17 protein-coding genes are annotated in these 18,583 nt (G+C 60.3%); 9 read left to right on the plus strand and 8 right to left on the minus strand.

Annotation, left to right across the window (positions count from 1 at the left end; genetic code table 11):
- The first annotated feature begins 391 nt into the window (after positions 1-391).
- A complete protein-coding gene (locus tag AB5Y53_RS12605) occupies positions 392-1,588 on the plus strand; it encodes an NnrS family protein (RefSeq protein WP_368182200.1) in 1,197 nt (398 codons plus the stop codon).
- On the opposite strand, the gene AB5Y53_RS12610 is transcribed toward AB5Y53_RS12605, so the two are convergent.
- The gene (locus AB5Y53_RS12610; protein WP_010674223.1) at positions 1,589-2,161 is read right to left on the minus strand and encodes a helix-turn-helix domain-containing protein; all 573 of its coding nucleotides are present in this window, start codon (positions 2,159-2,161) and stop codon (positions 1,589-1,591) included.
- Positions 2,162-2,274: 113 nt separating this feature from the next.
- On the opposite strand from AB5Y53_RS12610, the gene AB5Y53_RS12615 reads away from it, so the two are divergent.
- Positions 2,275-3,426 carry a benzoate/H(+) symporter BenE family transporter gene (locus AB5Y53_RS12615; RefSeq protein ID WP_048209697.1) on the plus strand — a complete coding sequence of 384 codons (1,152 nt, stop codon included), beginning with the start codon at positions 2,275-2,277 and terminating at the stop codon, positions 3,424-3,426.
- A gap of 147 nt (positions 3,427-3,573) precedes the next feature.
- On the plus strand, positions 3,574-4,638 hold the full coding sequence (locus AB5Y53_RS12620; RefSeq protein WP_368182201.1) for a DUF3103 family protein: 1,065 nt from the start codon (positions 3,574-3,576) through the stop codon (positions 4,636-4,638).
- A gap of 63 nt (positions 4,639-4,701) precedes the next feature.
- On the opposite strand, the gene metF is transcribed toward AB5Y53_RS12620, so the two are convergent.
- On the minus strand, positions 4,702-5,598 hold the full coding sequence (metF, locus tag AB5Y53_RS12625; protein ID WP_010674220.1) for a methylenetetrahydrofolate reductase: 897 nt from the start codon (positions 5,596-5,598) through the stop codon (positions 4,702-4,704).
- 327 nt (positions 5,599-5,925) lie between these two features.
- Between metF and AB5Y53_RS12630 the strand changes: the two genes are divergently transcribed.
- Positions 5,926-6,717, plus strand: coding sequence for a GNAT family N-acetyltransferase (locus tag AB5Y53_RS12630; RefSeq protein WP_069651523.1), 792 nt, complete (start codon positions 5,926-5,928; stop codon positions 6,715-6,717).
- A gap of 60 nt (positions 6,718-6,777) precedes the next feature.
- Here AB5Y53_RS12630 and AB5Y53_RS12635 read toward each other — a convergent pair whose 3' ends face one another.
- The 3 genes from AB5Y53_RS12635 to AB5Y53_RS12645 all read right to left on the minus strand — a co-directional run bounded on the left by AB5Y53_RS12635 (position 6,778) and on the right by AB5Y53_RS12645 (position 11,037).
- On the minus strand, positions 6,778-8,241 hold the full coding sequence (locus AB5Y53_RS12635; protein ID WP_368182203.1) for an extracellular solute-binding protein: 1,464 nt from the start codon (positions 8,239-8,241) through the stop codon (positions 6,778-6,780).
- Positions 8,242-8,249: 8 nt separating this feature from the next.
- Positions 8,250-10,229: a methyl-accepting chemotaxis protein gene (locus AB5Y53_RS12640; protein WP_039040116.1), complete on the minus strand. Its 1,980-nt coding sequence runs from the start codon at positions 10,227-10,229 to the stop codon at positions 8,250-8,252.
- 196 nt (positions 10,230-10,425) lie between these two features.
- Positions 10,426-11,037 carry an OmpW family outer membrane protein gene (locus tag AB5Y53_RS12645; protein ID WP_010674216.1) on the minus strand — a complete coding sequence of 204 codons (612 nt, stop codon included), beginning with the start codon at positions 11,035-11,037 and terminating at the stop codon, positions 10,426-10,428.
- Between the two features lie 325 nt (positions 11,038-11,362).
- Between AB5Y53_RS12645 and AB5Y53_RS12650 the strand changes: the two genes are divergently transcribed.
- Positions 11,363-11,488: a hypothetical protein gene (locus AB5Y53_RS12650; protein WP_010674215.1), complete on the plus strand. Its 126-nt coding sequence runs from the start codon at positions 11,363-11,365 to the stop codon at positions 11,486-11,488.
- 116 nt (positions 11,489-11,604) lie between these two features.
- Here the strand turns inward: AB5Y53_RS12650 and uvrA are convergent, their stop codons facing one another.
- Both uvrA and AB5Y53_RS12660 read right to left on the minus strand, forming a co-directional pair.
- Positions 11,605-14,433 (minus strand): excinuclease ABC subunit UvrA, encoded by a 2,829-nt coding sequence (uvrA, locus tag AB5Y53_RS12655; protein ID WP_039040117.1) that lies wholly within the window; start codon positions 14,431-14,433, stop codon positions 11,605-11,607.
- Between the two features lie 92 nt (positions 14,434-14,525).
- A complete protein-coding gene (locus AB5Y53_RS12660) occupies positions 14,526-15,164 on the minus strand; it encodes a LuxR C-terminal-related transcriptional regulator (protein WP_010674213.1) in 639 nt (212 codons plus the stop codon).
- A gap of 517 nt (positions 15,165-15,681) precedes the next feature.
- Between AB5Y53_RS12660 and AB5Y53_RS12665 the strand changes: the two genes are divergently transcribed.
- Entirely contained in the window at positions 15,682-16,251 is a 570-nt protein-coding gene (locus AB5Y53_RS12665; RefSeq protein WP_010674212.1) for a single-stranded DNA-binding protein, read from the plus strand.
- A 161-nt stretch (positions 16,252-16,412) separates the two neighbouring features.
- The gene (locus AB5Y53_RS12670) at positions 16,413-17,183 is read left to right on the plus strand and encodes an ABC transporter substrate-binding protein (RefSeq protein WP_041211877.1); all 771 of its coding nucleotides are present in this window, start codon (positions 16,413-16,415) and stop codon (positions 17,181-17,183) included.
- A 46-nt stretch (positions 17,184-17,229) separates the two neighbouring features.
- On the opposite strand, the gene AB5Y53_RS12675 is transcribed toward AB5Y53_RS12670, so the two are convergent.
- On the minus strand, positions 17,230-17,352 hold the full coding sequence (locus tag AB5Y53_RS12675; protein ID WP_010675895.1) for a hypothetical protein: 123 nt from the start codon (positions 17,350-17,352) through the stop codon (positions 17,230-17,232).
- 296 nt (positions 17,353-17,648) lie between these two features.
- Here AB5Y53_RS12675 and yjbD point away from each other — a divergent pair, with 296 nt between their 5' ends.
- Positions 17,649-17,933 carry a DUF3811 domain-containing protein gene (yjbD, locus tag AB5Y53_RS12680; RefSeq protein WP_368182204.1) on the plus strand — a complete coding sequence of 95 codons (285 nt, stop codon included), beginning with the start codon at positions 17,649-17,651 and terminating at the stop codon, positions 17,931-17,933.
- Between the two features lie 392 nt (positions 17,934-18,325).
- A complete protein-coding gene (locus AB5Y53_RS12685) occupies positions 18,326-18,535 on the plus strand; it encodes a cold shock domain-containing protein (RefSeq protein ID WP_010675897.1) in 210 nt (69 codons plus the stop codon).
- Positions 18,536-18,583 lie beyond the last annotated feature (48 nt).

The raw sequence follows: 18,583 nt of genomic DNA on the forward strand, positions 1-18,583 counted from the left end.
TTTTTGATGCTCGATGCTGTGAGTGCCCACACAGATTGCTTGATTCAAATTGTTAAAGAGCGTCACGCTTATCGCGTTGAGGAGGCGCATCTTACGCTCCTCACTTCGAAAGTCAAGCGGTTGTTTTCGCTTTTCTTTCGGCGCCCACTTCCTAAGGAAGCTGGCTCATCAGGTTGGCGTGGTCCGCCGTGCTGGTAGGGGCGCATTATAGGGAGCCGCGCCGTGATGACAAGGGCTTTTTCTCACTGGCGGTTCGTTCGCTCAAACATGCAGCGGATAGGGCATTTTTCACTCACACATCGTTTCCTGGGTGCTATTCACGGATTTGAATTGAGTATTTGAAAAGCCATTTTATAATTGGCTTTTCAAATACTCAATTAAGGTTTCATTCATGCACCAGATCCTGGATAGCCGCAAAGAGGAGAGAATCGTTCCTCTGTTCCGCCTCGGGTTTCGGCCTTTCTTCCTGTTCGGCGCCTTGTTCTCGGCTTTGGCGATGCTGGGCTGGCTGGGGCAGCTCAACGGCTGGTTTGCTCTGCCCCGGATTGCCAACCCCATCTGGTGGCATGCACATGAAATGCTGTTCGGCTTTGGTGCCGCCATAGTGGCGGGTTTTCTGCTTACCGCCGTCCAGAACTGGACCGCTCACCCAGGTGTACGCGGTTGGCCGCTGGCACTGGTCGTGGGATTGTGGGCCATCCCGAGAGGCCTGCTCCCCTGGTTTGGAGAAAGCAATGTCACTCTGATGGTCATGGACCTGGCCTGGTTGCCCCTCTGTACGTGGTTCCTCGCCAGACCCATCATAGTGACGCGCCAGTGGCGCAATCTCTTTTTTGTTCCCCTGCTTCTCGTGTTGACCCTGCTCAATACCGCTTGCTGGCGGTGGCATGCCGAATGGCCATTGGTAGAACATATCCTGCTTGCAACCGTGCTCCTCTTCACGACCCTGATTGCCGTCATGGGAGGACGTGTCATTCCTTTCTTCACCGCCAGAGCCACTGGGGCCGAAAAAGCACTCCCACTACCGTGGCTGGAGCGCATTGCCCTCGCATCTCTGTGGCTCATCCTGCTGCTCTGGTTGGTGCTCCCGACCCAGTGGGTCCTCGGAATCCAGATGTTCCCTCTATATATAGTGGCGGCAGGGGCTCACCTCTACAGGCAGCTGCGCTGGCGACCCGGAACCACGTTGGCCCAGCCCCTGCTGTGGTCGCTTCACCTGGCCTACCTCTTTATCCCACTGGGGCTGACCGCCCTGGCGGCACGCACGGCTGGCTGGCCGATTGCCTTGTCACTGGCCAGCCATCTGTTCAGCGCGGGCAGCATGGGGGCCATGATCCTCGCGATGATAGCCCGTGTATCCCTCGGACACAGTGGCAGAACCCTGCAGATAGGACGCAGGATCACGGCGGCATTTGCACTGGTGATCCTGTCCGCGCTGTTGCGGGTCTTGCTCCCTCTCTTTTGGCCAAATCTCACCCTCACGGGATGGAACCTCAGCGGATGGAGCTGGGTTGCCGCCTACGGTCTGTTCATCTGGGTTTATACCCCCATACTGACCAGTCCCAGGGCGGATGGCCGCCCCGGCTAATCATCGCGTGGCCATGGCCGGATAGTGGATCAGATTGTGGAAGATGGCGGGAGCGACCCCAAGATTGCGATAGCCATGGGTACGGTCCGCTGCAAACCGGACGGCCTCACCCTGATCGAGGGAACGCCACGCCCCGTCAACCAGTACCTCCATCACACCGCTGATGACGATGACATGTTCGGTCACTCCGGGTTCATGGGGTTCTGACTCCCGCTGGTAGCCAGGTAGCAGGGTCAGTTCGAACAACTCGAAACCAAAGCGGGCCTCATAGGGGAAAAGCGGGGCAACCTGCATCCCCTCTCCCGCCGGCTGCTGTCGAATATCATCGGCAATACGGTATACCGTCTCTCCCTGTGCCGCTGGTGTCGGCTCAATGAAACTGGAGAAAGAGACCCGAAAACCGGTGGCAATCTTCCACAATGTTGCCACCGTCGGACTGGATTCACCTCGCTCGATCTGTCCCAGCATGGCCTTGCTCACCCCCGTTTCACGGGCGGCCATATCCAGGCTCCATCCTCTTTCAGTGCGCAGCCCTTTCAATCGCTGGGCCAGATAGCGACTCATCTCCTGCATCTGTTCTCCGATTTCTTCGAGCCATATTGTACGCCATAACGCACAGCGTTATAGTCCAAACCACATTGTACGCAATAGCGCACAAGCTATCAGCATCCACAAGGAAGTTTCCCATGCCCCTAGCCCTCCCCCACATGGTCGCGGGACTCATCGCCGTATTGGTGGGTTACACGAGTTCTGTCGTCTTGATCATCCAGGCCGCCACGGCCGCCGGTGCCGATGCAGCCCAGGTCTCTTCCTGGCTATGGACACTGGGTATCGGCATGGGGGTCAGCTGCATCGGCCTCTCCCTTTATTACCGGGTGCCTGTCTTGACGGCCTGGTCCACCCCGGGTGCCGCCCTGCTCATCACCAGCCTGGGGAACTTCAGTCTGGCTGAAGCCATCGGCGCCTTCATCATCTCTTCACTGCTGATCACCCTCTGCGGTATCAGCGGCTGGTTCGACAGGCTGATGCGTCACATTCCCGCCCCACTGGCGGCCGCCATGCTGGCCGGAGTCTTGCTCAGGTTCGGGCTGGATCTCTTCAAGGTGGCACCGCAAGATCCTCTGCTGCTTGGCACCTTGCTACTGGCTTTCTTGCTGGGTCGCCACCTCTGGCCCCGCTACACCATGGTGCTGGTCCTGGCGGCCGGCATGCTGCTCTGCACCCTGAGGGGCGAGCTGCAACTCAACGAGGTTCACTGGCAACTTTCCACCCCGGTCTGGATCTCGCCAGCCTTTTCCATCGACGCCCTGCTCGGCATCGCACTCCCGCTCTTTCTCGTTACCATGACCTCGCAAAACATGCCGGGCATTGCCATCCTGCGCGCCCACGGCTATCAACCGGCCACTTCTTCCTTGATTGGCTGGACCGGATTCATCGGCGTGCTGCTGGCACCGTTTGGCGGCTATGCCTTCAACCTGGCCGCCATCACTGCCGCCATCTGCATGGGCAAGGAAGTGGATCACGATGTCACTCGACGCTGGCCTGCTGCCGTGTGGGCTGGTTGTTTCTACCTGCTCACAGGCTGCTTCGGTGCCACCGTGGTTGCCCTGTTCAGCGCATTCCCTGCGGTGCTGGTCACCTGCGTGGCCGGGCTGGCGCTGCTCGGCACCATAGGCAGCAGCTTGCACAGCGCCTTGCAGCAGGACGAGGAGCGGGAAGCCGCGCTACTGACTTTCCTCGTGACTGCCTCGGGGATCACCCTGCTCGGGGTCGGGTCTGCCTGCTGGGGATTGCTGATCGGAGTGACATTGCATCAAGTCAACCGGCTCCGCGCCTGACCTGACCATCTGGGGAGACTCCAGTGAGACGCAGCACATAATCCTGAGAAGAGCGTTCACATATGAACCTTATTCCTTTCTAGTGACAAAACGGCGCAGATCCTTCCCGACAAGCGCCGTTGTCAGACTCAATACTGGAGAACGAAGATGAGGAATCAGGCTGTCATTTTGTTACTGGCACTGCTGGGCGCCACCACGACCCAGGCTGCCGACACCGATCGGGAGCTGGCACGCCAGCTCGCGCTGCAGCAGAAGAACCTGCTGCCGCTCCTGAACAATCAGGAATACCAGAGTCCACTGCCCAACCTGCTGCAAAAGGCCAGCCCGCGCCTGAAGCGCCAGGCTCGGGATGCCAACCAGGCGGCCATCCGTCGGCAAGGGCTGGATGGGGAGGTCAGGGAACTGATGCAACTGCGGCTGGCCAATCCGGATCAGGCGGATGCACTGCAACAAGGGGTTGAGCCACTGGTTGCCTACATACCAAGTGGTGACGAAAAGAGCTGGAGCGCCATCGAGGCGTTCGACAGCGCCGGCAGCCCGATCTATCTCGATGTGAACCAGCCGCCGGCGCGGCCGGTACTGGTGGTGGAGGCCAATCCGGTCAAAGCCAAGAATGCCGGCCTGAAGGTGATGCGAAAGGCGCTGGCTGCCGCCGACATGCAGGTGACGCCCCGTGCCACCAGCAACACCACGCCCCTCAAGACCAGCATTCTCAAGAAGATCAGGCTCAACGATGATCAGGAGCCCTGGCTGCTGGGCGCCGCCGAGGTCTATGCCGTCGTGGCCGGGGTCAATCCTGGCAGGGATGAGCCCGTGGTGGATATCGTCGACATGCCCTATCTCGACTACGACAACACCGACTACACCCCCAACCAGATCCTGGTCTATTGGGATCGCTACCGCTGGGGAGCCGTCGATGTGGTCATGATGGAGCAGGATGACAACGTCAATTACAAGGAGCTGAGCGCCCTCCTGATTGACGCACTCAAACTCGGCTTCACTGCGGGCGGCGTACCCGAGGCCCTGCCCTTCCTCGACCTCGGCGGTCGTATCGTCAAGGCACTCCCGGACTCCTGGATGACCAACAACGACGACTACCTCGACACCTTCTATACCCTGGAGCAGGACCAGAGCTATCACCAGTATCCTGGTGCCGCCGGCAATGCAGTCATCGATCTGGAGCCCAGAGAGATCCAGCCAACCCGGCCCTGACTGTCGCTCAAAACAAAAAGCCAATGAGAAGACTCATTGGCTTTTCTGTATCAGAGCCACGGATCAGGCCTGACCTTTCGGCCTCACGCCCAGTGTGTGACAGATGGCGTAGGTCAGCTCTGAGCGGTTCAGGGTATAGAAGTGGAAATCCTTCACCCCCTCCTGACTCAGCACACGCACCTGGTCGATGGCAATGCTGGCTCCCACCATGTTGCGCGTCATCTGATCGTTTTCCAGCCCTTCGAAACGCTGGTGCATCCAGCGCGGGATCTTCACGTTGGTGAAACCGGCAAACTTGGCCAGGGTCTGGTAGTTGGAGACCGGCAGTATCCCCGGCACGATCTCCGCATCGATACCGATGGCGGCGCAGCGATCCCGAAAACGCAGATAGGTCTCCACATCGAAGAAGAACTGGGTAATGGCCCGGTTGGCACCGGCATCTATCTTGCGCTTGAGGTTGAGCAGGTCGGATTGCGCACTGCGAGCCTCAGGGTGGCCTTCCGGATAGGCAGCGACCGAGATGTCGAAATCGGCTTCGGATTTCAGCAGGGCAACCAGGTCGGTGGCATACATGTCAGGCTTGTCGAGGCCGGGGGGCAAATCCCCGCGCAGGGCCACGATATGGCGAATGCCGCTGTTCCAGTAATCACGGGCAATGGTGCGCAGCTCGTCACGGCTGGCGTCGATACAGGTCAGGTGCGGGGCGGCGATGAGACCGGTGCGCTCCTTGATGTCCTTGATCACCTTGTGAGTGCGGTCCCGGGTGCCCGAGTTGGCGCCATAGGTCACAGAGACGAATTTGGGCTCCAGCACCTGCAGGCGCTCGATGGACTGCCAGAGGGTGTTCTCCATCCCTTCGCTGTTGGGCGGGAAAAACTCGAAACTGACCGATATGTCGCCACCCAGATCCGCCAAACTCTGGTTGAGTGCCTCAACCTGACGCGCGCTGTGAAATCCCATCTGCTCTCTCCCTGTCCTGCAACCCATTCCTTCACGCCAAAACGGATGTTTGGACGTCTAAACGTCTTTCTATCTTTATGAGAAAACGGATCAAAGTCAATACCGATTTGTCAGCGACAAGGGGGATTGCCGATTTTTTTATTTTGCAATTCAACCTAAGTAATGAGCGACCCCATCCCAAAATGCTGTCAGGCACGCTATGATGCGGGCGGATCGTCCTGGACGTTCTGAATCTGCGTGTGATTGTTTGGCCGGGTTTCCCGGCCTTTTTTTAACTTCTTTCCCCGCCTGCCGATAAGCAATTCAAGCGTTTGCAGGAGCCCCATCATGGAAGATCACCCCGGTTTTGCCACCGATCTGCTGTTCGATCGCTATCAGGGCGAGGTGACGGATCATGATGCGTTCTGGACCGTGCGCACCCCGGGCTCTCCAGACTACTACTTCGGCAACTACCTGTTGCTGCCCACCCCCCCAAGCGATCGTGACAAGGGCTGGCTCGAGGCCAGTTTCGACAGGCTGATTGGCTGGGATCCCCGTATCCGCCACCGCACCTTCCAGTGGCCCCTCGCCGCAGGCCAGAACAGCCGGGTCGCCGGGTTCGTGGCGGCGGGGTACCAATACATGGAGTGCGTGGTACTGGCGCTGGGTGCAATGGAGTGGCAAGCCCCCACCGGCAGCGACATGGCCCCGGCTCGCCCGTTCACCGCGGCGGACTGGGATCAGTGGCTCGCCTTCGAGCTGGCAGAGCGGGATCCAGCCCATTCGGAGGAGCGCTATCTTCCCTATCTCTTGTCACGCCGCCAGCTCTATCAGGCCATGATCGATGACGGGCTCGGACAGTGGTGGGGGTTATGGCACCAGGATCAACTGGTTGCCAGCTGCGGACTCTTCTTCACCGGCACCCTGGGACGCTTTCAACTGGTGCGCACGCACGCAGAGTGGCGAAACCGGGGGCTCTGTCGTCTGTTGCTGAGCCAGGTCGCACGCCAGGGACTAGCACGGGCCAGTTCGCTCATCATAGTGGCAGACGAGCACTATCACGCCCAGCGGGTCTATCGCACTCTGGGTTTCGTGCCGGTGGCCCGTATCGGCAGCCTGTGCCGCTGGCCACGGGAATGACAAGTCATCACGCAGATGCAAAACGGGAGGCCAAAGCCTCCCGTTTTGCATGGTGAACCATCAGGGCTGTGCCCCCTCCAGTTCGCTGGCGAGCGCCTCCTCCACTTCGGCAGGAGGCGCTGGAGCGACGGCTCCGGACACCGGTTCTGACGGAGGCTGGGTCGCGCTTGCTCCGGAAGGCGCTTGTCCATCCGGCACCACAGGTACAGCAGGTTCGGTCCCGATGGCACCCGACACAGGGACGGCAGGCACGCTCGCCTCACACTGACACTCCTGTCCCTTGCCCTGGTTGCCCTGATGGGGGGCATACCACCCTTTCAACCCCTGTTCCAGGCGATCGGCCGCCGCCTTGGGTGCCACGGTTCCCAGCAATACCTGCTGGCTCACCTCGGCCAGCTCATCCCCGAGCTTGGGAGTGCCGCGGGAGAGGATCTGGGTGGCAACCCGGATGGTGGAATCGCACTGATCCCGCCACTCCATCATCTCTCTGGCCGCCGGATTGGTGGCTTCAAAGAAGTGGTTGGAGAGCGAGAAGAAGCCGGGCAGCGAGTTGGTATAGAGCTCGGCAAACTGGGGAGTGGTCAGCCACTGCAGGAAGGTCATGGCGGCCTCCTTGTTCTTGCTGGCCGGATTCATCCCCATACCGATATCGGTGTGATCGGTGAAGAAACAGCCATCCCCCTGCTTTGCCACGGGCGGGCGCATGACACCGAAGTCCACCTTGCCGGTGAAGGGGGCGATCTCCCAGGATCCCGCCGCATAGAAGGCAGCCTTGCCCGAGGTGAACAGCTCGTTGGTGGTGGCGTAGTCGCGGCTCTCGCCCCCCTCCCCCAGGTAGTCACGCCAGCGGGCCAGCTCCTCGAACACCTTGACGTATTGCGGGTTGTTGAAGCGCTCCTGGCCCCCGATCAGCGCCAATCGACCATCCTCCCCCTTCCAGTAGTTGGGGCCTATGTTCTGGAAACCGAGCTCGGAGGCAACCCAGCTCTCCGAGCCGCTCACGGCGAGGGGAACATAGCGACCATCCGCCTTCACCTTGTCCAGGGCCGCGAAGAATGCCTCGCGGGTCTGGGGTACCGTCAGCCCCAGCTCACTGAATATCTTCTTGTTGTAGAAGAAGCCGTGAATCACAGATGCCATGGGTACGCAGAAAGTCTGGGCGCCGCTGTCGGTCTGCCAGGGGGATTGGGCAAAGCTCGGGAAGTTCTCCATCCCCGCCATCTCGCTCAGCTCCACCAGATGACCCGCCTTGAACAGGGCCAGGGAGTCGTCAAACGGGCGGCAGGTGATGAGATCCCCCGCCTTGCCCGCCTTGAGGCTGGCCCAGAGGGTCGGCATGTACTCGACGTTCTGCACCCCGTTGAATTTCACCTGAATACCCGGGTGGGCGGCCTCGAAAGCAGGAATGATCTTCTGTTCCCACAAAGCCTTGTCATCAATGCGCCAGCTCTCTATCACCAGCTCGCTGGCCATCAGCTGGCCACACAACAGGAGACTCAGGGCCCCGATCCACTTGTTAGCCATAAGTCCTCCTACACCTTGAAATGGGCGATCAATTGCTGCTGCTTGGCGACCAGATCCGCCAGCACCTCACTGCTGCTGGCCGATTCCCGCGCCTCCCGCTCGGTCTCGTAAGCCACATCCGCAATGCCGGCGACATGACGGGCAACCCCCTGACTCACGGAGATCTGTTCCTGGGCGGCATGAGCCACCTGATCCGCCATCGCCTTGATGGCGCTCATTCGCTCGGCAATGGATTGCAGCGCCTCGTCCATCACCCGGGTCTGGGCCACGCAATCCTGGGTCTGCTCCTGGCTGCGTGCCATCACGGCCACCACGTGCTTGCTGGAACTTTGCAGGTTCTCGATCATGGCCTGGATCTCCTCGGTCGAGGTCTGGGTCCGGTTCGCCAGTGCCCGCACCTCGTCCGCCACCACCGCGAAGCCGCGACCGGCGTCCCCCGCCCGGGCCGCCTCGATGGCCGCGTTCAGCGCCAGCAGGTTGGTCTGCTCGGCGATGCTGCGGATCACGTCGAGGATGCTGCCGATGTTGTCGCTGAATTCCCCCAGCTTGTGGGTGATGCCGACCGCCTCTTCCATGGCACCCGCCAGTTGTTCGGTGATCTGGCGCGTAGTCGCCACTTGTTTGCGTCCGGCGCGGGCCTCTTCGTCCGCCAGGTCCACCTCACGCTTGGTGCCGTCAGTGGAGCGCGCCACCTCGGTCGCACTCACCTCCAGCTCGGTGATGGCGGCGGCCACCTGATCGGTCTGGCTCTTCTGATCCTGCACCCGTGACATGGCCCGCTCGCTTATCTCGGCGGCGCGGCTCGCCTCGTCCACCAGATGGCGCGAGCCGGCATTGATCTGGGCGAGCAGTTCGCCAGTCTTGTCTGCCAGGGTATTGATGGAGCGGGTCAGGCTGCCGAACTCGCAGCGGCTCTGGTAGTCGATGCGCCGGGTCATGTCACCCGTGGCCATGCGATCCAGCTCCCGATCGATGAGTTGCAGCGGACGCTGGATGCTGCGAGCCGTGGTGTAACCGATGAGGAGCGCGGCGGCCGCGGAGATGGCAGACACGATCAGGATCCAGGCGCTGGCGCTGCTGACGGCGTCATCCGCCCCGACCCGGCTCGCGCTGGCAATGCTGCCCGCCGATTTGGCCATCTCGTCCAGCAGCGCCAGGCTGTTGACCAGACTGGTGTCGAGCTGCTGGTTCAGGGACTGCAGCGAGGCCGCCAGTTGCTGGCCATTGCGCATGGTCGCCAGCAACCCTTTCGGGCCGAGGGCCAGCTCCTGCATCCGATCGAGGTTGACGATGAAACGCTGCCTCACGTCATCGGGCACCTGCACCCGTTCGAGCCGTTTGCGTGCCATCTCGATATCCTTGCCGAGCACCTTCTCCAATTCATTGAGATCGGTCTTGGCATCGGCCCGGCGGATGTTTTTCAGATCCCGGGCAATGCCGGAGGTGATGAGTTCGGCCTTGTTGCGCATGGAGCGTTTGCTCGCGGTCTGCTGCAACAACAGGTCGGCGGCCCACTGGTAGGTATCTTCCAGCCGGATGAACGCCAGCTCCAGTTCATGGCGCCGATCGAGTGCGGCCACCCACTGACCGTGCTGGGTCAGCACCTGATCCGCCAACCCGTAGAACTCACGGGTCGCCCCGTCGACCTGGCGGAACCGCTCGCTCGCCTCGGCCACCCCGTCAAACCGGGCCATCTCCTTGCTCTGGGCCAGGAAACGCTCCTGCTGCGCCTTGAACTGGCTGGCCAGTTGCGGCAACTGGGCCGCCTCCTCGCTGGTTCTGTAGGTGAGCACCCAGCGGTTGCTGTCCTGCAGAGCGCCCTTGAGCCCGGCGACCGCGATCACCAGGGGGGTGGCACGATCAGAAACCTGGGAGAGCCCCTCGTTGATCCCCCGGATCTTCAAGATACTGATGAAGCCGAGCAGAACCAGCAACAACAGCATCAGCACGAAGCCGGCGATGATCCGCTGCACAATAGATAAACCCATGGAGGCATCCTCACTCGTTGGGGAAAGGGGTGAATGCCGAGGTTATCGGCAGCGGGGTGCAATGGAATAGCGGTTCGTGACGCGATGGCGGGCCAGATCACAGTTGGCGTGACATGGCAGGCAGAAAAGGGCCCGAACAGAGCCGGGCCAAAGAGACATGCTTGTTGTCATGGCCGTGCACCGGCCACGTTTGTCATCAGAAGCGGTAACCGACGCCGAACATGAAGGCCACCGGATCGATGGAGGTGTTGATGGTGCCCACGGCGGTATGCACATCGGTATCGATGTCGATGAGCCAGGCGGAGGCGTTGACGAACCAGCGGTCATTGATCGCCATGTCCAGGCCCACCTGACCCGCCATCCCCCAGGAGGAGTCCACGCTCACATCCGTCCCGGCCAGGGCACCGCGCCCTTCCTCGTCGAAGAAGGTGGTGTAGTTGATACCGGCCCCCACATAGGGGCGCACCTTGCTGTTGGCATCACCGAAGTAGTACTGCGCCATCAGGGTCGGCGGCAGGTGTTTGACCTTGGCGACCTCACCCAGGCCGGCAGTCGACACCGAGTGGGAGAAGGGGGTCGCGGCCAGCAGCTCGACACCCCAGTTGTCCGTCAACATGTAGGAGAGGGTCAGGCCAAGCTGCATGTTGCTGTCGATCTCCAGCTCGCCCGTCCCCAGCACGTTGTCACTGCTGGTCTGGGGAGAGACGAACGCCAGGCCACCACGGACCAGGATGTCACCGGCCTGATGTGCCATGGCGACGGGGGAAGCAAAAGCGGCTGCGATTAACAGAGGAAGGATCTTTTTCATCACATTATTCCTTTTTTGTTTTCTTTCTATGTTGCAAGCCCGAAAACTATAAAAGGATGTGAATGGCCGGTTATTGATTTAGCTCAATAGTTATCAAGAAATAGATAGATGTACACGGCAGCTTTGATTGGGCAATCAAACCGCAGATGAAAATAAAAAGTCATTCAAATACATGATGATGCCTTAAATTACTGCATCAGCATGAAATGTAAAATACCAATTAAATACACCTTAAACATCTTCATATCACCTTTCAATTGTTGTTTAATTATGCCCCGGGGCGTATTTTATTAATGTGATGTAACCACGCTGTAATTTGAATTTTATGAAACCACAGACACGCAAAGACAAAATTCTCGGCATTCTTGCCGCCATCTGGGGGATAGGTTCCTTCCTCTTCATTCTGCTGGGTTTCCTGTTCGCTCTCGCCTTCCTGATGCTGACACACTGAGTCTGCCGGACGAGTCCCTCTTTTCTCCCTCTCATCCCTGGCCGGGCGCCAGACCGGCGCACCTCGCCCACCGGCCAACAAAAAAGGGGCCTTGGCCCCTTTTTCTCGAGTGACGCTTATTTCTCCAGTAGAGGAGCGAGGAAGCGCGCCGTGTGGGACTCCTTGCAACGGCTCATCTCCTCAGGCGTACCCGTCACCAGAATACGGCCACCACCAGCGCCCCCTTCCGGGCCCAGATCGACGATCCAGTCCGCGGTTTTGATGACGTCCAGGTTGTGCTCGATGATGACGATGGTGTTGCCCCGATCCCGCAGCTGGTGCAGTACCTTGAGCAACTGCTGGATATCGTGGAAGTGCAGCCCCGTGGTCGGCTCATCCAGAATATAGAGGGTCTGGCCGGTGTCCCGCTTGGAGAGCTCCCGCGCCAGCTTGACCCGCTGCGCCTCGCCGCCAGAGAGCGTGGTGGCGGACTGACCGAGCCGGATGTAGGAGAGGCCCACGTCCATCAAGGTCTGCAGCTTGCGCGCCACCGCCGGCACCGGATCGAAGAAGGCACGGGCATCTTCCACCGTCATCTCGAGGATTTCGTGGATGTTCTTGCCCTTGTACTTCACCTCCAGGGTCTCGCGGTTGTAGCGCTTGCCCTTGCAGACGTCGCACGGCACGTAGACGTCCGGCAGGAAGTGCATCTCCACCTTGATGACCCCGTCCCCCTGGCACGCCTCGCAGCGCCCACCCTTCACGTTGAAGGAGAAGCGGCCCGGCTGGTAGCCACGGGAACGCGCCTCCTGGGTGCCGGAGAGCAGCTCGCGGATCGGGGTGAACAGGCCGGTGTAGGTGGCCGGGTTGGAGCGCGGGGTGCGGCCGATGGGGCTCTGGTCGATATCCACCACCTTGTCCAGATGCTCCAGCCCCTCGACGCTGCGATAGGGAGCCGGGGTGGACTCGGTGGCCTTGTTCAGCTCGCGGTGGGCGATGCGGAACAGGGTGTCGTTGATCAGGGTCGACTTGCCGGAACCGGAGACGCCGGTGACGCAGGTCATCACGCCGATGGGCAGATCCAGGTTGACGTTGCGCAGGTTGTTGCCGCTCGCCCCTTTCAATTTCAGCCACTTGCCGGTGAGCGGGGTGCGCTCGGCCGGGATGGCGATCTGCTTGCGCCCGGAGAGGTAGTCACCGGTCAGGGACTCGGGGTTCGCGATGATCTCCTCCGGCGTCCCCTGGGCGACGATGGCACCGCCGTGCACGCCAGCCCCCGGGCCGATGTCGAGCACATGGTCGGCGAGGCGAATGGCATCCTCATCGTGCTCCACCACGATCACGGTGTTGCCGAGATCGCGCAGGTGAGTGAGGGTCTTGAGCAGCCGCTCGTTGTCCCGCTGATGCAGGCCGATGGAGGGCTCGTCCAGCACATACATGACACCTACCAGACCGGCACCGATCTGGCTGGCCAGCCGGATCCGCTGCGCCTCGCCACCGGAGAGGGTCTCTGCACTGCGGGACAGGCTCAGATAGTTGAGGCCGACGTTCACCAGGAAGCCGAGCCGCTCGACGATCTCCTTGAGGATCTTGTCCGCTATCTGGGCACGCTGACCGGACAGGTTCAACCCTTCGAAGAAGGCCAGGGCATCGCCGATGGACTGCTCGGCGATGGCAGGCAGGTTGCGATTGTCCACGAAGACGTGGCGGGCTTCTTCCCGCAGTCGGCTGCCACCGCAACTGGTACAGGACTTGTTGGCGATGTATTTGGCCAGCTCTTCCCGCACCGCGTTGGATTCGGTCTCCCGGTAGCGGCGCTCCATGTTGTGCAGAATCCCCTCGAACGGGTGCTTGCGCACCACCACGTCGCCGCGGTCATTCATGTAGCGGAACTCGATCTCGGTGCGCCCGGAACCGCGCAGGATCACCTCCTGGGTCTTGAGCGGCAGATCCTCCCAGGGGGTCTCCAGGTCGAACTTGTAGTGATCGGCCAGGGATTTGAGCATCTGGAAGTAGTAGAAGCTGCGCTTGTCCCAACCACGGATGGCGCCGCCAGCCAGGCTCTGGCCCGGATCATGGATGAGCTTGGCGGGATCGAAATACTGCTGCACCCCGAGACCATCACAGGTGGGACAGGCCCCCGCCGGGTTGTTGAAGGAGAAGATCCGGGGCTCCAGCTCCGACATGGAGTAACCGCACTCGGGGCAGGCGAAGTTGGCGGAGAAGGTCATGGGGGCAACCCCATCCTCCCCGTCCATCGGCACCACCAGCACGATGCCGCCGGAGAGAGTCAGCGCCGTTTCGAACGATTCGGCCAGGCGCAGGGCCAGGTCATCGCGCACCTTGAAGCGATCCACCACCACCTCAATAGTGTGCTTCTTGTGCAGCTCCAGCGCGGGAGGATCCGACAAATCGCACACTTCGCCGTCGATGCGGGCGCGGATGTAACCCTGGGCCGCCAGGTTCTCCAGCAGCTTGGTGTGCTCCCCCTTGCGGTTGCGCACCACGGGGGCCAGCAGCATCAGCTTGGCGCCTTCGGGCTGGGCCAGCACCTGATCCACCATCTGGCTGATGGTCTGGGCCGCGAGCGGAATGGCGTGGGTCGGGCAGCGTGGCTCCCCGACCCGGGCGAACAGCAGCCGCAGGTAGTCGTAAATCTCGGTGATGGTGCCGACGGTCGAGCGCGGGTTGTGGGAGGTGGACTTCTGCTCGATGGAGATGGCAGGCGACAGCCCCTCGATGTGGTCCACGTCCGGCTTCTCCATCAGGGAGAGGAACTGGCGGGCATAGGCGGAGAGCGATTCCACATAGCGGCGCTGCCCCTCGGCATAGAGGGTATCGAACGCCAGGGAGGATTTGCCCGAACCGGACAGGCCGGTGACCACGATCAGCTTGTCACGTGGCAGGATCAGGTTGATGTTCTTGAGGTTGTGGGTGCGGGCACCCCGGATCACGATTTTTTCCATCTTGTTGCGCGCTCGATACGGGAACCAGAGCGGGCCAGTATGGCATAGAGACTACTGGATGAATAGACAGTCTTTCCTTCCGTGCCCCTTCCTCAGAGATACTCCTTGGCCCAGCTCACCGCCTGCAGCCGGTTCTTGACGTTCAGCTTCTTGAAGACGTTGTAGAGATGGGATTTGACGGTGTGTTCGCTCACGAACAGGCTGTCGGCGATCTCGGTGTTGGAGGCCCCCGTCATCAGGTGACGCACGATCTCCTGCTCGCGGGCGGTCAGCAGCGTCTGCTGACGCTGAGGTTGCCCGCTCCCCTTGCGGTAGTAGTCCACCAGGTCGCACAGCAGGTGGCGCGGGATCCAGTACTCCCCCTGCAACACCTTGCGGATGCCGAAGACCAGCCTGTCCAGCGTGTCCTGACGAAAGAAGAGCCCGCTGGTATGGGGCCACATCAGCAGCAGCTCTTTGTTGGTGCTGGTCGGGGCATTGAGCAACACGGCACTGGCCTCGCCAAAGCGCTGGCAGATGGCATTGCTCCACAGCTCCTGCTGGGTCGACTTGAGGTAGTCCAAATCGATCAGCAGCAAGGTTTTGGGTGCGCCCTCTGCAACGTCTGGCAGGTCATTCAGCTCCCCCACCAGCAAGATGGGCAGACCAAGCTCTTCACTGAGGTGACGCTGGAAACGGGAGGCTTGTGCGTTATTTTCGGTGATCAGCACCAGGAGGGAGTCGGGCGTCATCAAGAGAACTTCCTTGCACATTCGAGTCGGGGCTTTTTGGCAAGGAAGAGTACCAATCCCCCTCCTGGCTGCAGCATTAAAAAAGTATTAGACGCATCGGTGGCTCCTTTGAAGCCCAGCAATTTTCCAGCCAATACAATTGGCTAGCACGCCCCCCCCATTTGGGGGGTCAAGTAGTGCCGGTGCGCACCATAACAGCTCCGCCCTCTTCACGCAGCCTGCCCCAGCCGCCTCCCCTTGCTGGTGACACCTTACCTCGGGTAAGTTACTCAGGCTGTGGCGATCCATTGACGCCACAGTGGCAGGGAAGATGTGCGCTCATGCCCGTCAACTGGTACTATGGCGGCCAAACGCTGTGGCCGATCCATGACGCCTCTGCCGGCAAGCTCCGGCGCAGCCAGGACACTGAAGAGAGATGACACCCGTCCAGGGCGCGCATCTCGTTGCAAACAAACGCATTATTGAATGGGCCCAGGCATCTGGCCTGGCCGGTATACATAAGGGTGGAAGAGAGATTATGGCCAGTCGAGGCATCAACAAAGTCATTCTGATCGGTAACCTGGGGCAAGACCCGGAAGTGCGCTACATGCCGAGCGGCGGTGCCGTGACGAACATCACCCTGGCCACCTCCGATACCTGGCGCGACAAGCAGACCGGTGAGCAGAAAGAGCGCACCGAATGGCACCGTGTCGTCTTCATGGGCAAGCTGGCCGAAGTGGCCGGCGAGTACCTGAAGAAGGGCTCCCAGGTCTATGTGGAAGGCAAACTCCAGACCCGTAAATGGCAGGATCAGAGCGGCCAGGAGCGCTACACCACCGAGGTGCTGGTCGACAGCTTCACCGGTGTGATGCAGATGCTGGGTGGCCGTCCGCAGGGCGGTGGCCAGGGCATGGGCGGCCAGTCATCCCAGGGCAACTGGGGCCAGCCGCAACAGGCTGCTCCGCAACAGAACATGCAACGTCCTGCTGCCCCGCAGCAGAACATGCAACCGCAAGGCGGTTACGGCCGTCCGGCCCAGCAGCCGCAATCCGCCCCGCCGGTCTACAACGAACCGCCGATGGATTTCGACGACGATATTCCGTTCTGATCCCCTGCGGCAGGCCCTGATTCATCAGGGCCTTTTTTTACCTGTTTCTGACGCATTCACCTCCCCCGACGACCATGTTGCTGCCACTTTCCCCCGCTTTACGTCCCCTTCGTCCAGGCTTGTGGCTATCATCGAAACGATTTCTCCCTTCGGGAACCTGCATGAACCACTTGAGCCGTCTGCTGTGCTTCGCCCTGCTGATGTTCGGCGGCCACCTTGCTGCGGAGCCGCTGCGGGTGGGCGTCAGCTTTGCCATTCCTCCCTATGTCATCAGCCACGAAGACAGGGGCATTGAACTCGATCTCATGCGAGAGGCCTTCGCAGGCAGCCCCCATGAGCTGCAGGTCGTCTATCTTCCCCTGGAGCGCACCTTCAGGATGCTGGAGGAAGGCAAGCTGGACGCCATCATCAACGTCAAACCCGGCATGCTGGAAAGCGCCTACCTCTCACAGCCGGTGATCACCTTCCACAACCGGGTCTTTACCCTGGCGCCGACGGCAGTCCACACCATGAAGGATTTGCAGACCCTGCGAGTCAGTGCCTTCCAGCGTGCACGGCAGATCCTGGGAACGACCTTCTCCGACATCGTCGACCAGAATCCCCGTTATGAAGAGGTGGCGAGGCAGGAGGGACAGGTACAGCGGCTCCTGCTCGGGCGCACCGATGCCGTGATCCTGGAACAACGGGTGTTCTACTACTATCTGGCGCAGTTGCTCGGGGATGACCAAGAGGGCGACCGCTATCCCAAGGACAAGGTCAGACAGCACGACCTCTTCCCCCCGACTCACTACCACTTCGCCTTTCGCGAGGCGGGCCACCGGCAATGGTTCGACAGACAGCTCGCCAAGATGAAGGCGGACGGGCGCTATGAGCGGATTTTTGCCGCCTATGGCACCACCTCTACTGCCGGAGACAAAAAAGCCAGCCCATGATGGACTGGCTTGATACCGGCTCCGGGGAGCCGCAGTGGATGGAGCGTTACTTCATCGCGCTGCCGTTTTTCAGCTCTGCTTTCTGCCGTTTGGCTTCGCGTTTCTCTTTCAGTGACATCTGCGGTTTTTTCTTGGCATCTTTGCCGTGATGCTGTTCTTTGTTGCTCATCATCAGACTCCAAAAAGGTTACCTGGACAGTTGGAACGGGTGTTCCAGCATGTCAGCCGAATCGTGGATTTCAGTACGCCAACAGTGACGATCGGGGATCGCACTGGCCTCAGCATACTCCCAATCTTCCGCCGGGATCCAGCCTCCCGGCAGCGCCTGTCAGCCAGGCGTTCCCGTAGCGTGCTCCCCCGGGAAATGACGACCGGGCGACACTTTTGGCATCCGGGGACGGATGGTCAGCCTGTCTCCGATGGATGTGTGTTAGGGTGGGCATTCAACGATCGCAGGAGCGCGTCATGAAGAAGCTGGAAATGAAGGATCTGACCGAGGCCGAGAAAGCCGAGATTGCCCTGCTGGTGCAAAAGGCCCAGGCCAATGCCGATCACACCCTGACCAACGGGGAGCGTAACAAGATCCGCGAAGCAGGACGCCAGAAGATCGCCGCCGATCGCGCCCAGGCCGCCAAGGCGGCTTCCGCACTGGCGCGGGAGAAAGCCAAGGAGCAAGCCAGTGCCCAAGTACTGCCCGACACCTTCAGCTGGTCCGATTCCGTCAGCAACAAATACCGTGGCAGACGATAACGGCAGCATGAATGCACGCAGAAGACTCTGCTAAAAAAAAAGCGGCTGGCAGAGTGTGATGTCATTACGCTGAAAAGGGCAGCAGGAGGCGCCTGGCAGCAGACGCACACCCGGATAAAACGCCGATCCAGCCATCACCGGCAGAAATGAATCCCAAGATAAAGATTGCCATGACGGGATGTGCGTGTTCTAATCGTTTTCGATGGTTCGGTAGTTCAGACCTGATTATGTTAGGCAGTCATCTTAAAGCAGTGATTTGTGCAGGCAGTTATCCCCGATAATTCTTGCCAGATAATTCTCCTTCTTTAGTGCTCCCCATACGTATTTCTGACGAAAAATCATGGATTGCCGCTCCGGTGGCGTTTCACTAATCACTACTCAAGGAAATTATCATGTCCAAAATGACTGGTACCGTAAAATTCTTCAACGCCGAGAAAGGCTTCGGTTTCATCTCCCCGGCTGACGGCAGCAAAGACGTGTTCGTTCACTTCTCCGCCATCCAGTCCAACGGTTTCAAAACCCTGGAAGAAGGTCAGCGCGTTGAGTTCACCATCGAGCAAGGCCAGAAAGGCCCGGCTGCTGCGAACGTCGTTCCGCAGTAATTCAAGCCGGAGCACCTTCCCCTCTTTGGGCAAGGGCCTCAGCAAGAA

The organism is Aeromonas sp. R7-5 (assembly GCF_040908015.1).
Classification (GTDB): Bacteria; Pseudomonadota; Gammaproteobacteria; order Enterobacterales; family Aeromonadaceae; genus Aeromonas; species Aeromonas caviae.

What these genes read in the sequence shown, in the direction of transcription:
- AB5Y53_RS12685 (WP_010675897.1), top strand. Translation starts at nt 18,326, where the DNA reads ATGTCCAAAATGACTGGTACCGTAAAATTCTTCAACGCCGAGAAAGGC.
- AB5Y53_RS12615 (WP_048209697.1), top strand. Translation starts at nt 2,275, where the DNA reads ATGCCCCTAGCCCTCCCCCACATGGTCGCGGGACTCATCGCCGTATTG.
- uvrA (WP_039040117.1), bottom strand. Translation starts at nt 14,433, where the DNA reads ATGGAAAAAATCGTGATCCGGGGTGCCCGCACCCACAACCTCAAGAAC.
- AB5Y53_RS12675 (WP_010675895.1), bottom strand. Translation starts at nt 17,352, where the DNA reads ATGAGCAACAAAGAACAGCATCACGGCAAAGATGCCAAGAAAAAACCG.
- AB5Y53_RS12610 (WP_010674223.1), bottom strand. Translation starts at nt 2,161, where the DNA reads ATGCAGGAGATGAGTCGCTATCTGGCCCAGCGATTGAAAGGGCTGCGC.
- AB5Y53_RS12630 (WP_069651523.1), top strand. Translation starts at nt 5,926, where the DNA reads ATGGAAGATCACCCCGGTTTTGCCACCGATCTGCTGTTCGATCGCTAT.
- AB5Y53_RS12660 (WP_010674213.1), bottom strand. Translation starts at nt 15,164, where the DNA reads ATGACGCCCGACTCCCTCCTGGTGCTGATCACCGAAAATAACGCACAA.
- AB5Y53_RS12635 (WP_368182203.1), bottom strand. Translation starts at nt 8,241, where the DNA reads ATGGCTAACAAGTGGATCGGGGCCCTGAGTCTCCTGTTGTGTGGCCAG.
- AB5Y53_RS12640 (WP_039040116.1), bottom strand. Translation starts at nt 10,229, where the DNA reads ATGGGTTTATCTATTGTGCAGCGGATCATCGCCGGCTTCGTGCTGATG.
- AB5Y53_RS12665 (WP_010674212.1), top strand. Translation starts at nt 15,682, where the DNA reads ATGGCCAGTCGAGGCATCAACAAAGTCATTCTGATCGGTAACCTGGGG.
- AB5Y53_RS12645 (WP_010674216.1), bottom strand. Translation starts at nt 11,037, where the DNA reads ATGAAAAAGATCCTTCCTCTGTTAATCGCAGCCGCTTTTGCTTCCCCC.
- AB5Y53_RS12670 (WP_041211877.1), top strand. Translation starts at nt 16,413, where the DNA reads ATGAACCACTTGAGCCGTCTGCTGTGCTTCGCCCTGCTGATGTTCGGC.
- yjbD (WP_368182204.1), top strand. Translation starts at nt 17,649, where the DNA reads ATGAAGAAGCTGGAAATGAAGGATCTGACCGAGGCCGAGAAAGCCGAG.
- AB5Y53_RS12605 (WP_368182200.1), top strand. Translation starts at nt 392, where the DNA reads ATGCACCAGATCCTGGATAGCCGCAAAGAGGAGAGAATCGTTCCTCTG.
- metF (WP_010674220.1), bottom strand. Translation starts at nt 5,598, where the DNA reads ATGGGATTTCACAGCGCGCGTCAGGTTGAGGCACTCAACCAGAGTTTG.
- AB5Y53_RS12620 (WP_368182201.1), top strand. Translation starts at nt 3,574, where the DNA reads ATGAGGAATCAGGCTGTCATTTTGTTACTGGCACTGCTGGGCGCCACC.
- AB5Y53_RS12650 (WP_010674215.1), top strand. Translation starts at nt 11,363, where the DNA reads ATGAAACCACAGACACGCAAAGACAAAATTCTCGGCATTCTTGCCGCC.